Source organism: Streptomyces sp. NPDC052109, from assembly GCF_040680195.1.
Classification (GTDB): domain Bacteria; phylum Actinomycetota; class Actinomycetes; order Streptomycetales; family Streptomycetaceae; genus Streptomyces.
Map to the genome: position 1 here is coordinate 910,550 of NZ_JBFAWF010000001.1, position 13,740 is coordinate 924,289.

The following is a 13,740-nucleotide window of genomic DNA, read 5'->3' on the forward strand; positions in this document are numbered from 1 at the left end:
GGGGCCACGCTGCTCGCCTCCGGCCTGCGCGGGCCGTGCCAGGACCGCTTGGTGACGCATGACCTCGCCCGTACGGACGCGGCTGCCCACCGCCTCATCGCGACGCGGTCCCGGTGGCCGGCTCAGGCACCGCGCGGCCGCGCCCTCAGCCGAGGTAGGCCGGAGACACCGCCGCGCTGCTGATGCGCCGTCCCTTCCCCGTGCCGTCCGCCGGGACCTCGTACAGGTCCGCTCCGTAGTCGCCCGGCAGGGCGTACACGATCGTGTGCACGTCCTTCCACACGGCCTGGTCGTCCACGCTGCGGGTCTCCGCCAGCGGCGTCTCGCGCATCGTCTTGAGGTTCAGGACGTACAGACGCCAGGGGGCGTCCTTCGGGAGGCCCTTGACCCGCTTCTTGTACGCGATGCGGGTGCCGTCGGGGGAGAGGGACGGGCACTCGACGTTCGGGTGGAGCGTGGTGAGCGTGCGGGTGCGCAGGTCGCCGCGGACGAGGTACGTGCCGCCCTTCGTCGCCAGCGTCGCGTAGAAGGTGTTGTCGTCCGAAGCGAACGTCACGCCCCAGAAGTTGACGTCCGCCGAGTGATAGACATGTCCGTCCTCGAGGATGCGGAACGCCTCCAGGGTCGGGATCAGCCTGCCTGTGCGGGTGTCCACGATCGCCGTGCGCGTCGAGAAGTTCGTGCCGGCGTACGAGTCGCCGCCCACGAACGCCGTCCATGCCGCGTAGTGGCCGGTCGGGGACACCCGTGCGCGGGAGGGGATGCCCGGGACGTCGTAGCGGGCGCGGGTGTGCAGCCGCGCGTCCAGGATCAGGGCGCGGTAGGTGTCCGAGACCGGCCCGTGCACGGACTGCAGACACACCCCGGTGCCCGAAGCGCTGTAGAAACGCAGGCACTTGACGCCGGAGGCGGTACGCGGCCCCGACGGGTCGGACGCCGGGACGCTGACGATCTCGTCGCGGTGCGGCCCCCAGGCCATGTTCCGGAACTCCATCCGTCCGTGCCCGGTCAGCGTCACCGTTCCCGGCGTCACGCGGGGCCCGCCCGCCTGCGCCTGGTCGCGGCGGTCGGCGCGGGCCGAGGCGTGCAGGACGGACGCCAGCCCGACCGCTGTCAGCACGGCGACGGCCGCGACCAGGATCAGGACGCGGTTGCGTACGGTCATGCGGGCAACACCCCCTTCGGGCGCAGGGTCAGCGAGGACACGGCACACACGGCCAGCGCCACCGCCGCCCCCGCGAGCGCCGCCCGGTCGCCCCACACCGTCCAGGCCGCGCCGAACAGCAGCGAGCAGGCGAACCGGGCGAGCGCCTGCCCGGTCTGCACGAGGGCCAGCCCGGACGAGCGCAGCGCCTCGGGCACTCCGTCCGAGGCCGCCGCCATCAGCACGCCGTCGGTGGCCGCGTAGAAGGCGCCGTGCAGGGCGAGGACGGCGTACGGCAGAGCCGTGCCCCGCCACGCCGTGAGCAGCAGCGCGTACGCGACGAGCAGAGCCCCGTGCCCGGCCACGAAGACCGCCCACCTGCCCACCCGGTCAGCGAGCCGCCCGAGCGGCACCGCCAGCAGCAGGAACGCGGCGGCCGTACCGAGCGGCAGCAGGGCGAACCACCGGTCCGGTACGCCGAGACGCCGCTGCAGCAGCAGGTACACGAACGAGTCGCTGACCGTGGCGAGGCCCAGCAGCAGCGCGCAGACGGTGATCCGCCGCAGTCCGCGCCGCCGCAGCAGCCCCACCGCACCGCGCAGGGTGGGCCGCTCGTCCGCGACGGTGCCACCACGCCCGCCCGGCACGAACAGCACCAGCACCAGGACGCCCAGCACCGCGACGCAGAAGCTGACGGTGAACACCGCGTCGTAGCCGTCCACGGTGGCCCGCAGGATCAGGAAGGCCACCAGCGGTCCGAGCAGCGCCCCGGCCGTGTCCATGGCCCGGTGCACCCCGAAGGACCGCCCCCGCGTCTGAGGCGTGCTGGACAAGGAGATGAGCGCGTCGCGCGGAGCGGTCCGCAGCCCCTTCCCGGTGCGGTCGGTGGCCAGCACCAGACCGATCGGCGTCAGCGAGTGCACGACCAGCAGCAACGGCTTGCACGCGGCGGACAGGCCGTACCCGAAGCCGGCGACCCACTTGTGCCGCCCGCCACCCCGGTCCGCGAGATGCCCGCCGACGAGTCGTACGAGCGCCGAGAACCCGTTGTAGATGCCGTCGAGCAGCCCGAAACCGAGCGGGGACAGGCCGAGCCCGGTGACCAGGTACAGGGGCAGCACGGCCGTGACCATCTCGGACGACACGTCCGTCACCAGACTGACCGTGCCGAGCGCGAGCACGGTCGGGGCGATCGCGGCGCGGCGCCGCCCGGCCAGTGGCCGGACGGCACCGTCCGCGGACGCCGAGGGGTCTCCCTCCGCGCGAGCGTCGTCGCGCCCGGGGGAACTCGCGCGGCTGTCCGCTACGTACACGTCAGGACGCCCAGATGCCGGTGATGTCCTTGGCGGAGGCCGCGTTGCCCGCGTGCGAGGTCAGCCCCTGGCTGTCCTCGAGGGTGCGCAGCAGGTCGTAGTGGTTGTACGTGGTGGAGCTGGACGACCCGGCGGTCACGGGCTGCCCGTACAGCACGGTCGGAATCCGGTTGCCGCTCAGCCGGTTGTCCTCGTCGAACGTGACGACGAGCAGGCTGTTGTGCGTCTTGGCCCAGGTCGCGTAGGCGCCCAGGTTGTTCTTCAGCCAGGTGTCACCGGTGGACACCGAGCAGTCGTGCATGTCGCTGCACAGGTTCGGGACCACGTACGAGACCTGCGGCAGCGTCGAGTAGTCCGTCGGGAACTGTGCGAACGTCTTCGCGGTCGACGTCGGCACGTTGCTGAACCCGAACCACGGGTTGTGCTTCTGCGCGTAGTTGCCGCTGCTGCAGGTCGTCGAACCCTGGCTGGGCAGCGACTCGTTGTAGCTGGCCCAGGTGCGGCCGGCGGCGATCACCTCGGACGCCAGGTTCGCGGCCGACGAGAACCCGGGAGTGACACAGCTGTCGTCGGTGACGCCCTGCGTCGAACCGGAGAACATGGCGTAGTAGTTGGGCTGGCTCGGGTGGGTCTCGGCGTAGGACTGCGTGAGGTTGGCGCCCTGCGACTTGAGCGAGTTGATGTACGGGGCGCTGGAGGAGCCGATGACCTGGCTGTACGCGTGGTTCTCGAAGACCACGACGACCACGTGGTCCGGACTCGGCACGGCGCCCGCGGCGTGCGCGGACTCTTCGCCGAGCCCGGCCCACAGCCCGGCCGCCGCCGCGGCGAGGGCCGCTGCGGACGCCACGACGGTGCGGGCACGGCGGTACACGGAACTGCCGGACACATCAACCTCCGGGTGGGGGAGAGACGGGGCTGGCGGTGCGGACAGAGCATGCACACGCCAACATTCCCGCGTCTCACGGCGCCCAACCGGGACGGTGAAAACCAGATGAACTACTGCTTCTGCCGCGCGAGTTCGGCCAGTACCCGGTGCAGCGGCTCGGTGGCCGGCCGCCGGTACTCCTGAACGGCCCACCCGTCCCCTCGGGTTCCGCGTACATGAAGGCGGCCACACAGCCGCGGTCCGTGGTACGTCCCCGGTCGCGGCGTGCCCGTGGGTATCTGCAACCCCCGCACGCCCTCCAGCACCTCGCCGTCGAGGCCGACATGAAAGCCGACGCCGGACACCGGCAGCACGACCACTTCCAGGGCCATGTCCATGGAACGGCGCCTTCGTCAGGCGAACCGCCACCGGGTCTGGCTGAACGGCTCGCCCTTGCCGAAGCCGAACACCACACGCGGCGCCACCGAGAACACACAAGCGGGTCCCGGTCCGTGCCAGAAGCACCCGTCCCGTACCTCGTAGCGCCAGAAGTCCCCGTACTTCTCCTCCCAGGCAGCGGCGAGCTCCCGCAACCGCCCGTCCTCGGTCACCCGCACGGCCTCGCCTTCCACTACCACGTCGTAGCCCTCGGTCCACCGGTTGACGCCGGTGGTCAGCACGACGTGCGGATTCCGCTCGAGATTGAGCGCCTTGCGCTCACCGGGCCCGGTGCTGAAGTGCAGCGCCCCGTCCCGCCACACCGCCAGCAACGGCGTCACATGCGGCCGCCCGTCCGGTCGCACGGTGGAGACCCAGAACAGCTCGGCCTTCTCCAGCACCGTCTCCGCATCGGACCACGGGTGCGCCGAGGTGCCTTCGCTGCTGTAGCGGGGGTCCAGCCGACCCTGCGTTTCCGCCATGATGCCTCCTAGCTCGAAGTGGCCCCCCGAATGCAGACCCCCGGCCCTGGCGGAACTCGTCGCGACCCGCGGTCGCGCACGGCGGGAAGGGGACGTGCCGGGTGCCCGCCCGCAGCGGCCGGCGAAAACTCCCCGCACGACGCGACGAACGGCCCGCCGTACCGAGGACGGACACTACCCGGCGCGGCCCGACTCACGGCCCGCCACAGGCGCGACACCAGCCACGACACACCCGCACGGGCTCCGGCAGGCATCGCGTCACCGCACCGCACCGCACCGGCCCGCACCGCATCCAACGCTCCCCGGCACCCGGCACCGCATCCGCCCCCGACATGCAGGCGACGCCCCGGAGGCACGCCCTTGATCTCCGGCAGGCCCCAGAAGCCACCCCCGAGGCCGTGGCCCCGCCCCCGACAGGCAAACGAAGCCGCTCCCGAGGCCACCGCCCCGCCCCCGACAGACAAGCGAAGCCACCCGCCGACGCCGGGGCCCCGCACCCGACAGGCAAGCGAAGTCGCTCCCGAGGCCACCGCCCCGCACCCGACAGACAAGCGAAGACGCCCGACGCCGTGGCCCCGCCCCCGACAGACAAGCGAGGCCCCGGAGGCACGCCTCTGCATTTCGGCAGGCCCCGGAAGCCACCCCGAGCCGCGGTCCCGTACCCGGCCCCGTGTCGCACCCCCCGCCCCGCCGCCCGCACACACCGCACCAAAGCCCCCGCCCCGCCCCTCCGGCTAGGCTCTGGCCAGGACGATCCCGATCCGAGACGCAAGCAAGGGGAGGCCACGGAGATGACGCCGGGGCGCAGAAGCAGCACCTTCACCCGCCTGCTCCGACACGGCTTCACGGACCCCTCCGCCGCGGAGCGTCTCCTCGACGGCCCGGAGCTCGCCCCCGTCCGGGACGACCCCGTTCTCCTGGAGGCCCTGGGCGCCACCGCCGACCCGGACCTCGCCCTGCACGGCCTGGTCCGTCTCCTGGAGGCCCAGGACGGCCCCACCGCCCACCGCGAACTGCTGGACACCCTCATCGCGGCCAAGCCGCTGCGCGACCGCCTCCTGGGGGTCCTCGGTGCCTCCGCCGCCCTCGCCGACCACCTGGCCCGCCACCCGAGCGACTGGCAGGTCCTGGTCACCTACGAGCCCCGGGACCTGCACCCGGGCATCGAGGAGTTCGAGCGCGGCCTGGCCGGCGCCGCCGACCCCGTCTCCCTCCGCGTCGCCTACCGCCGCTGCCTGCTCTCCATCGCCGCCCGTGACGTCTGCGGCACGACCGACGTCGCCGAGACGGCCGCCGAACTCGCCGACCTCGCCACCGCCACCCTCCGCGCTGCGCTGGCCATCGCACAGGCGAACGCCCCCGAGGACACCGCGGCCTGCCGCCTCGCGGTGATCGCGATGGGCAAGTGCGGCGGCCATGAACTGAACTACGTCTCCGACGTGGACGTCATCTTCGTGGCGGAGGCGACCGAGGCCACCACCGAGGCCAAGGCGCTCACCGCGGCCAGCCGCCTCGCCTCGCACCTGATGCGGATCTGCTCCGAGACCACCGTGGAGGGCTCGATCTGGCCGGTGGATGCCAACCTCCGCCCCGAGGGGCGCAACGGCCCCCTGGTCCGCACCCTCTCCTCCCACCTCGTCTACTACCAACGCTGGGCGAAGACCTGGGAGTTCCAGGCCCTGCTCAAGGCCCGCCCGGTAGCGGGCGACGCAGACCTCGGCCGGGCGTACATCGACGCCCTCGAACCCATGGTCTGGAAGGTGGCCGAGCGCGAGAACTTCGTGGCGGACGTCCAGAAGATGCGCCGGCGCGTCGTGGAGAACATCCCCGCGTCCGAGATCGAGCGCGAACTCAAACTCGGCCCCGGGGGCCTGCGAGACGTCGAATTCGCCGTGCAGCTCCTTCAGCTGGTCCACGGTCGCACCGACCCCGCCCTGCGCAGCGGTACCACCCTGAACGCCCTCCAGGCCCTGGCCGCCGGAGGCTACGTGGGCCGCGAGGACGCCGCCCGCCTGGACGAGGCGTACCGCTTCCTGCGCTCGATGGAGCACCGCATCCAGCTCCACCGCCTGCGCCGCACCCACCTCGTCCCGGTGGCCGAGGAGGACCAGCGGCGCCTCGGCCGCTCCCTCGGCCTGCGCACGGACCCGGTGGCCGAGCTGGTCCGCGAGTGGAAGCGGCACACCGGTGTCGTACGACGCCTGCACGAGAAGCTGTTCTACCGCCCGCTCCTGGACGCCGTCGCCCAACTCGCCCCCGGCGAGGCCCGCCTGCGCCCCGAGGCGGCCCGCGAACGCCTGGTCGCCCTCGGCTACGCCGACCCGGCAGCCGCCCTGCGCCACCTGGAGGCCCTGGCCTCCGGCGTGACCCGCAAGGCGGCGATCCAGCGCACCCTGCTCCCCGTCCTCCTCGGCTGGTTCGCCGACTCGGCGGACCCGGACGCGGGCCTGCTGAACTTCCGCAAGGTCTCCGACGCGCTCGGCAAGACCCCCTGGTACCTGCGCCTCCTGCGCGACGAGGGGGCAGCGGCCGAGAATCTCGCCCGTGTCCTGTCGGCGGGCCGCCTCGCCCCCGACCTGCTCATGCGCGCCCCCGAGGCGGTGGCCCTGCTGGGCGACGGCGACGGCACCGGCGGGGGCCTCGCGGCACGCGAGCGCGGCCCCCTGGAGCAGGAGATCCTGGCCGCCGTGGGCCGCGCGGAGAACGCCGAGCAGGGCGTCACCGCGGCCCGTGGCGTGCGCCGCCGGGAGCTGTTCCGCACCGCGGCCGCCGACATCGTCGGCTCGTACGGCACCGAGACCAGCCCCGCCGAGGCCGACCAGGGTGCCCTGGTGGACCGGGTCGGCGCGGCCGTCTCCGACCTCACCGCCGCCACCCTCGCCGGCGCTCTGCGCGCGGTGGTCCGCGACGGCTGGGGCGACATGCTGCCCACCCGTTTCGCGGTCATAGGGATGGGCCGCTTCGGCGGGCACGAGCTGGGCTACGGCTCCGACGCGGACGTCCTGTTCGTGCACGAACCGCAGGAGGGCGTGGACGAGCACGAGGCGGCGGCCGCCGCCAACAAGGTCGTCGCCGAGATGCGCCGCCTGCTCCAGCTGCCCAGCGCCGACCCGCCGCTGCTCATCGACGCCGATCTGCGCCCGGAGGGCAAGTCGGGCCCGCTGGTGCGCACCCTGAAGTCGTACGAGGCGTACTACCGCCGCTGGTCCCTGGTCTGGGAGTCGCAGGCGCTGCTGCGGGCCGAGCAGGTCGCCGGGGACGAGGACCTGGGCCGCCGCTTCACCGGGCTGATCGACCCGCTGCGCTACCCGGCCCACGGCCTGGCGGAGGACGCCGTCCGTGAGATCCGCCGGCTGAAGGCCCGTATGGAGTCCGAGCGCCTGCCGCGCGGCGCCGACCCCAAGCTGCACACCAAGCTCGGCCCCGGCGGCCTGTCCGACGTCGAGTGGACCGTCCAGCTGTTCCAGCTCCGGCACGGCTGGGACACACCCGGCCTGCGCACCAGCCGCACCCGTGAGGCGCTGGCCGCCGCCCGCGAGGCCGGGCTGCTGTCCGCCGAGGAGGCGGAGATCCTGGACGAGGCCTGGGTGCTGGCCACCCGGGTGCGCAACGCGGTGATGCTGGTGCGCGGCCGGGCCGGGGACACCTTCCCCACCGAGCCCCGCGAGCTGGCCGCCGTGGGCCGCTACCTGGGCTACGGCGCCGGACACGCCGGGGACATGCTGGACGCCTACCGCCGTACCACCCGCAGGGCACGCACGGTGGTGGAGGAGCTGTTCTACGGTGACGGAACGTGAGCCGTCGCCGGTTCGGGCCCGGCCGTCCGCACCGGCACCACCCGGGGCAGGGCGTACGGCAGCGCGCCGAACCACACCCGTGACACCGAGAAACCGAAGGACAGGCAGAGCACACCGCCCACCGCGTCCAGCCAGAAATGGTTGGCCGTGGACACGATGACCAGCAGGGTGGCCGCCGGGTAGAGCAAGCCCAGTACCCGTACCCACGGCACGGACGCCAGCGCGAAGACGGTCAGCCCGCACCACAGCGACCAGCCGATGTGCATGGACGGCATCGCCGCGTACTGGTTCGACATGTGCTTCAGATCGCCGGAGGCCATCGAGCCCCAGGTGTGGTGCACCATCACGGTGTCCACGAAGTGCCCGCCGCGCATCAACCGGGGCGGGGCGAGCGGAAACAGATAGTAACCGAGCAGCGCCACACCCGTGGTCGCGAACAGTGTGAGACGGGCGGCCGCGTACCGGCCGGGATGCCACCGGTACAGCCACACCAGGACGCCGAGCGTGATGACGAAGTGCAGGGTGGCGTAGTAGTAGTTTATGCCGATGATCAGCCAAGACACCGAGTCGGCGGCGTGATTGACGGACCGCTCGACGGCGATGCCCAGATGGTGCTCGGCGTCCCAGATCCAGTCGGCGTTGCGCAGCGCCTTGGCCTTCTGCTCCGGGACGGCGTTGCGGATCAGTGAGTACGTCCAGTAACTCACCGCGATCAGAAGGATCTCGAACCAGAGCCGGGGCCGGCGCGGCCGCCGCAGCCGGCCGAGGGGGCCGCCGCGTCCGACCTCGCCCGTGACGATCCGCGGAACGGCCACCTCCTCGCGACCTTCCGACTGCGTCACGGTCGAGTCACTCATAGGCATCAAGTCTGCCAGACAGGGGCTCCTCGACCGATCATCCCAAGGCCGGGTCCGCGACGCACCTTCTACGGGGCACGGACGACGTTCGGCGCCGAGGCGGTCGAACCGCGCACCACCAGCTCCGGCATGAACACGAATTCGCTGTGCGGCGCGGGCGTACCGCCGATCTCCTCCAGCAACGTGCGCACCGCCGCCTGCCCCATGGCCGGCACCGGCTTGCGGACCGTGGTCAGCGGCGGATCGGTGAAGGCGATCAGCGGGGAGTCGTCGAAGCCGACCACCGACACGTCCCGCGGTACCTCCAGGCCCCGCTGCCGGGCCGCCCTTATCGCACCGAGCGCCATCATGTCGCTGGCGCACACCACGGCCGTGCAGTCCCGGTCGATCAGTGCCGTCGCCGCGGCCTGACCGCCCTCCAGTGTGTACAGGGAGTGCTGGACCAGCTCCGACTCGATCACCTCGGCGGCGAGCCCCAACTGGTCCTGCATGGCCCGTACGAAGCCCTCGATCTTGCGCTGCACCGGCACGAACCGCTTCGGCCCGAGCGCGAGCCCGATCCGGGTGTGTCCGAGCGACACCAGATGGGTCACCGCGAGCGTCATCGCGGCCCGGTCGTCGGGGGAGATGAACGGCGCCTGCACCTTCGGCGAGAACCCGTCCACCAGTACGAAGGGCACGCCCTGCGCCCGCAGCCGCTCATAGCGCTGCATGTCGGCGGTGGTGTCCGCGTGCAGCCCGGAGACATAGATGATCCCCGCGACCCCCCGGTCCACCAGCATCTCGGTCAGCTCGTCCTCGGTCGACCCGCCCGGGGTCTGGGTGGCGAGCACCGGCGTGTAGCCCTGGCGGGTCAGTGCCTGGCCGATGACCTGGGCCAGGGCCGGGAATATCGGGTTCTCCAGCTCCGGAGTGATCAGACCGACCAGGCCCTCGCTGCGCTGCCGCAGCCGTACCGGGCGTTCGTAGCCCAGCACGTCCAGCGCGGCGAGCACGGACTGGCGAGTGGTGGCTGCGACGCCCGGCTTCCCGTTGAGGACCCTGCTGACGGTCGCTTCGCTCACCCCCGCCTGCGCAGCGATGTCGGCAAGCCGTGTGGTCACGCCACCGGACTGTACCGGTCGTATGCCGCCTTGCACACCGACGGGACGCCGTGCGCGAGCGGCCGGACGCCCAGCTCTGGGTTGCTGCCTCATCGGGCTCCCTCGAAATTGGTGGCGGCAAGAGCTTGCAGAGTCTTGCACAAGTGTCGCCCGCGCGCTGAGCGGTAACGACAGGGTAACCATCGTGTTCCCTTGCACTTTTTTTCTGCAAGGTCTTTCGCAACGCTTACATCGCTGTTACGTTCCTGGTCGCCCGGCCGCCGCAACGGCGCTGTCGGCAAGACCGCAGGGACGGCGGACGGGACCGCCCCTGCCTCACTCGGGCTCTGAACCCTCAAGGAGAACTCATGCGGCGTGGCATAGCGGCCTCCGCGCTGGTGGCGTCCCTCGCCCTCGCGGCGACGGCCTGCGGCGGGAGCGACAGCGGCAGCGGTAAGGCGGACGGCCCGGTGACCATCACCTGGTGGGACACGTCCAACGCCACCAATGAGGCACCGACGTACCAGGCCCTGATCAAGCAGTTCGAGGCCGCCAACAAGAACATCAAGGTCAAGTACGTCAACGTTCCCTTCGACCAGGCGCAGAACAAGTTCGACACCGCGGCCGGCGCCACCGGCGCCCCGGACGTGCTGCGCTCCGAGGTCGGCTGGACCCCGGCCTTCGCCAAGAAGGGCTACTTCCTGCCGCTGGACGGCACCGAGGCCCTCGCCGACCAGGCCAAGTTCCAGCCCAGCCTGATCAAGCAGGCCCAGTACCAGGGCAAGACCTACGGCGTGCCGCTGGTCACCGACACCCTCGCCCTCGTCTACAACAAGGCCCTGTTCAAGCAGGCCGGCATCACCGAGGCCCCCAAGACCTGGGACGAGCTGAAGGCCGACGCCGCCAAGATCGACACCAAGGACAAGGTGTACGGCTACTGGGGCTCCACCCAGGCCTACTACGCCCAGACCTTCCTCTACGGCGAGGGCACCGACACCGTCGACGCCTCCGCGAAGAAGATCACCGTCGACTCCGCCGCCGCCAAGAAGGCCTACGGCACCTGGCTGAGCACCTTCTCCGGGCAGGGCCTGCACAAGGCCGACACCACCGCCGACGCCTACGCCCACATCCAGGACGCGTTCGTCAACGGCAAGGTCGCCGCGATCATCCAGGGCCCGTGGGAGATCACGAACTTCTACAAGGGCAGCGCCTTCAAGGACAAGTCCAACCTCGGCATCGCCACCGTCCCGGCCGGCTCCACCGGCAAGGCGGGTGCCCCGACGGGCGGCCACAACCTCTCCGTCTACGCCGGCTCCGACAAGGCCCACCAGGCCGCGGCGCTGAAGTTCGTGAAGTTCATGACCTCGGCCGCCTCCCAGGAGACGATCGCCCTGAAGAACTCCACGCTGCCCACGCGCGAGGACGCCTACACCGACCAGGTCAAGGCCGACCCGGGCATCGCCGGTTTCCAGGCCGTCCTGCCCGCCGCCCAGCCCCGCCCGGCGCTGCCCGAGTACAGCTCCCTGTGGGGTCCGCTCGACACCGAGCTGCCGAAGATCGCCGGCGGCAAGGAGTCGCTGGACAAGGGCCTGGGCAACGCCCAGGTCGCCATCGCCAAGCTGGTGCCCGACTTCAGCAAGTGATGCCCGCGTGGCCGTCGGATCCTCTCGCAAGGAGGGGAAGGATCCGGCGGCCACCGCCCTGTGCCCCGGCCCAACCCCCGATCTCTTCGAAGGTGTCGAACCATGACAGTCGCCATCGACCGCGCGACCGGCAAGCGCCGCGGTGACCGCGCGCCTCGGCCCGGGCTGGGGCAGCGCGTCAAGAACGGTTACCAGAAGTACTGGTACGCCTACGCGATGATCGCCCCGGTGGTCGTCGTGCTCGCCGTGATCGTGGGCTACCCGCTGGTCCGCGGTGTCTACCTGACCCTCACCGACGCCAACAGCCTCAACTCGGCGCGCACGATCGGCGTCAACCACATCCCGGCCACGTACAAGTTCATCGGGTTCGGCAACTACAAGGACATCCTGTTCGGCCCGCTGTCGTACGACCGGTTCTGGTCGCACTTCCTGTGGACCGTGGTCTGGACGGCCGCCTGTGTGGCCCTGCACTACACCATCGGCCTGGGCCTCGCCATGATGCTCAACGAGAAGCTGCGCGGCCGCACCTTCTACCGTGTGCTCCTGGTGCTGCCCTGGGCGGTGCCGACCTTCGTCACCGTCTTCTCCTGGCGGATCATGCTCTCCGACTCCGGAGTGATCAACCAGATCCTGCACGCCGTCCATCTGCCGGAGCCGCAGTGGCTGGAGGACACCTTCTGGCAGCGCTTCGCCGCGATCATGGTCAACACCTGGTGCGGTGTGCCGTTCATGATGCTCTCGCTGCTCGGCGGACTGCAGTCCATCGACTCCTCCCTCTACGAGGCCGCCGAGATGGACGGCGCGAGCGCCTGGCAGCGCTTCCGGCACGTCACCCTGCCGGGGCTGAGGTCCGTCAGCTCGACCGTCGTCCTCCTCGGCATCATCTGGACCTTCAACCAGTTCGCCATCATCTTCCTGCTGTTCGGCCCGACCAGCGCCCCGGACGCCCAGATCCTCGTCACCTGGGCCTACTTCCTGGGCTTCGGCCAGCAGCCGCGCGACTTCGCCCAGTCCGCCGCGTACGGCGTACTGCTGCTGTCGATCGTCGCCGTCTTCACGTCCTTCTACTTCCGCTGGCTGAAGCGCAATGACCAGCTCGCCGTCTGACGCCGCAGGAGCCGCCGCCATGAGCACCACGACCCTCGACAAGACCGAGGCCGGGCCGACCCCCACCGCGCAGCCCCCGCGCCGCGTCCGCCGGCGCGGCGAACGCGGCCCGCTCGGCGCCGCCCTGCTGCACGGCGGTCTCGCCGTCGCCAGCCTGATCGCGCTCGCCCCGGTGGCCTGGCTGATCTTCCTGTCGCTCGGCCCCGAGAAGGACGACTACCTGCACCCGGGCAAGATCCTGGGCAAGCTGTCCTTCTCCAACTACGGTTTCGTGCTCCAGCACACCGGCTTCTTCGACTGGTTCAAGTCGACGATGATTGTGGCCCTCGGCACCACCCTGATCGGTGTCCTCGTCGCCGCCACCACCGGCTACGCGGTCTCCCGGATGCGCTTCCCCGGCTACAAGCAGCTGATGTGGGTCCTGCTGCTCACCCAGGCCTTCCCGATCGCCATCCTGATCGTGCCGATGTACGAGATCTTCAGCCGGCTCGACCTCATCGACACCTACTGGGCCCTGATCATCATCAACTGCACCACCGCCGTGCCGTACAGCGCCTGGCTGCTCAAGGGGTACTTCGACACCATCCCCTTCGAGATCGACGAGGCCGGACGCGTCGACGGGCTCACCCCGTTCGGCACCTTCTTCCGGCTGATCCTGCCGCTGGCCCGGCCGGGGCTGGCCGTGGCGGCCTTCTACAACTTCATCACCGCGGTCGGCGAGGTCGCCTTCGCCACCACGTTCATGCTGGACGACTCGAAGTACACCTTCGCCGTCGGTCTGCAGACCTTCGTCAGCGAGCACGACGCCCAGTGGAACTACATGGCCGCCACAGCCGTGCTGATCGCGATACCCGTGTCGGTGTTCTTCTACCTCGTGCAGAAGAACCTCGTGACCGGCCTGACCGCCGGCGGCACGAAGGGCTGACGCCCGCACCGGGACTCCCGCGCGCCTGTCGCGCGGGTAGGCGGCCGCGGTGCCCTCCCCGGCTCTCGGCTTCGCCCGAGCCGG

Annotated in this window: 11 protein-coding genes; 4 read left to right on the forward strand and 7 right to left on the reverse strand. The window is 71.1% G+C overall.

The features are described from left to right. Nucleotides 1–145: 145 nt before the first annotated feature. The 5 genes from AB0L59_RS04160 to AB0L59_RS04180 all read right to left on the reverse strand — a co-directional run bounded on the left by AB0L59_RS04160 (nt 146) and on the right by AB0L59_RS04180 (nt 4,245). Nucleotides 146–1,165: a TolB-like translocation protein gene (locus AB0L59_RS04160; RefSeq protein WP_365578948.1), complete on the reverse strand. Its 1,020-nt coding sequence runs from the start codon at nt 1,163–1,165 to the stop codon at nt 146–148. Next, nucleotides 1,162–2,457 carry an MFS transporter gene (locus AB0L59_RS04165; RefSeq protein WP_365578950.1) on the reverse strand — a complete coding sequence of 432 codons (1,296 nt, stop codon included), beginning with the start codon at nt 2,455–2,457 and terminating at the stop codon, nt 1,162–1,164. Before AB0L59_RS04165 ends, AB0L59_RS04160 begins: the two co-directional genes overlap by 4 nt. Before the next feature lies 1 nt (nt 2,458). Continuing rightward, nucleotides 2,459–3,346, reverse strand: a complete 888-nt coding sequence (locus AB0L59_RS04170; protein ID WP_365578952.1) for an alkaline phosphatase family protein — start codon at nt 3,344–3,346, stop codon at nt 2,459–2,461. Between the two features lie 110 nt (nt 3,347–3,456). Next, nucleotides 3,457–3,723 (reverse strand): hypothetical protein, encoded by a 267-nt coding sequence (locus AB0L59_RS04175; protein ID WP_365578954.1) that lies wholly within the window; start codon nt 3,721–3,723, stop codon nt 3,457–3,459. A gap of 15 nt (nt 3,724–3,738) precedes the next feature. Continuing rightward, a complete protein-coding gene (locus AB0L59_RS04180) occupies nt 3,739–4,245 on the reverse strand; it encodes a pyridoxamine 5'-phosphate oxidase family protein (RefSeq protein ID WP_365578956.1) in 507 nt (168 codons plus the stop codon). A 791-nt stretch (nt 4,246–5,036) separates the two neighbouring features. Between AB0L59_RS04180 and AB0L59_RS04185 the strand changes: the two genes are divergently transcribed. Then, on the forward strand, nt 5,037–8,042 hold the full coding sequence (locus AB0L59_RS04185) for a bifunctional [glutamine synthetase] adenylyltransferase/[glutamine synthetase]-adenylyl-L-tyrosine phosphorylase (RefSeq protein WP_365578958.1): 3,006 nt from the start codon (nt 5,037–5,039) through the stop codon (nt 8,040–8,042). Here the strand turns inward: AB0L59_RS04185 and AB0L59_RS04190 are convergent. Both AB0L59_RS04190 and AB0L59_RS04195 read right to left on the reverse strand, forming a co-directional pair. Further along, entirely contained in the window at nt 8,024–8,899 is an 876-nt protein-coding gene (locus AB0L59_RS04190) for a phosphatase PAP2 family protein (protein WP_365578960.1), read from the reverse strand. The two genes, AB0L59_RS04185 and AB0L59_RS04190, sit on opposite strands and share 19 nt — an antisense overlap. 68 nt (nt 8,900–8,967) lie before the next feature. After that, complete coding sequence (locus AB0L59_RS04195) at nt 8,968–10,002, reverse strand: LacI family DNA-binding transcriptional regulator (protein ID WP_365578962.1); 1,035 nt, start codon at nt 10,000–10,002, stop codon at nt 8,968–8,970. Between the two features lie 347 nt (nt 10,003–10,349). On the opposite strand from AB0L59_RS04195, the gene AB0L59_RS04200 reads away from it, so the two are divergent. The 3 genes from AB0L59_RS04200 (at nt 10,350) to AB0L59_RS04210 (ending at nt 13,656) form a co-directional block, all read left to right on the forward strand. After that, nucleotides 10,350–11,624 carry an extracellular solute-binding protein gene (locus tag AB0L59_RS04200; RefSeq protein ID WP_365578964.1) on the forward strand — a complete coding sequence of 425 codons (1,275 nt, stop codon included), beginning with the start codon at nt 10,350–10,352 and terminating at the stop codon, nt 11,622–11,624. Nucleotides 11,625–11,726: 102 nt separating this feature from the next. Further along, a complete protein-coding gene (locus tag AB0L59_RS04205) occupies nt 11,727–12,731 on the forward strand; it encodes a sugar ABC transporter permease (RefSeq protein ID WP_365578966.1) in 1,005 nt (334 codons plus the stop codon). Nucleotides 12,732–12,750: 19 nt separating this feature from the next. Next, nucleotides 12,751–13,656 carry an ABC transporter permease subunit gene (locus tag AB0L59_RS04210; protein WP_365578968.1) on the forward strand — a complete coding sequence of 302 codons (906 nt, stop codon included), beginning with the start codon at nt 12,751–12,753 and terminating at the stop codon, nt 13,654–13,656. Nucleotides 13,657–13,740: the final 84 nt, after the last annotated feature.

Coding starts and splice junctions, on each gene's coding strand:
- AB0L59_RS04175 (WP_365578954.1), bottom strand. CDS start 3,723: ATGGACATGGCCCTGGAAGTGGTCGTGCTGCCGGTGTCCGGCGTCGGC.
- AB0L59_RS04200 (WP_365578964.1), top strand. CDS start 10,350: ATGCGGCGTGGCATAGCGGCCTCCGCGCTGGTGGCGTCCCTCGCCCTC.
- AB0L59_RS04160 (WP_365578948.1), bottom strand. CDS start 1,165: ATGACCGTACGCAACCGCGTCCTGATCCTGGTCGCGGCCGTCGCCGTG.
- AB0L59_RS04205 (WP_365578966.1), top strand. CDS start 11,727: ATGACAGTCGCCATCGACCGCGCGACCGGCAAGCGCCGCGGTGACCGC.
- AB0L59_RS04185 (WP_365578958.1), top strand. CDS start 5,037: ATGACGCCGGGGCGCAGAAGCAGCACCTTCACCCGCCTGCTCCGACAC.
- AB0L59_RS04210 (WP_365578968.1), top strand. CDS start 12,751: ATGAGCACCACGACCCTCGACAAGACCGAGGCCGGGCCGACCCCCACC.
- AB0L59_RS04190 (WP_365578960.1), bottom strand. CDS start 8,899: ATGAGTGACTCGACCGTGACGCAGTCGGAAGGTCGCGAGGAGGTGGCC.
- AB0L59_RS04180 (WP_365578956.1), bottom strand. CDS start 4,245: ATGGCGGAAACGCAGGGTCGGCTGGACCCCCGCTACAGCAGCGAAGGC.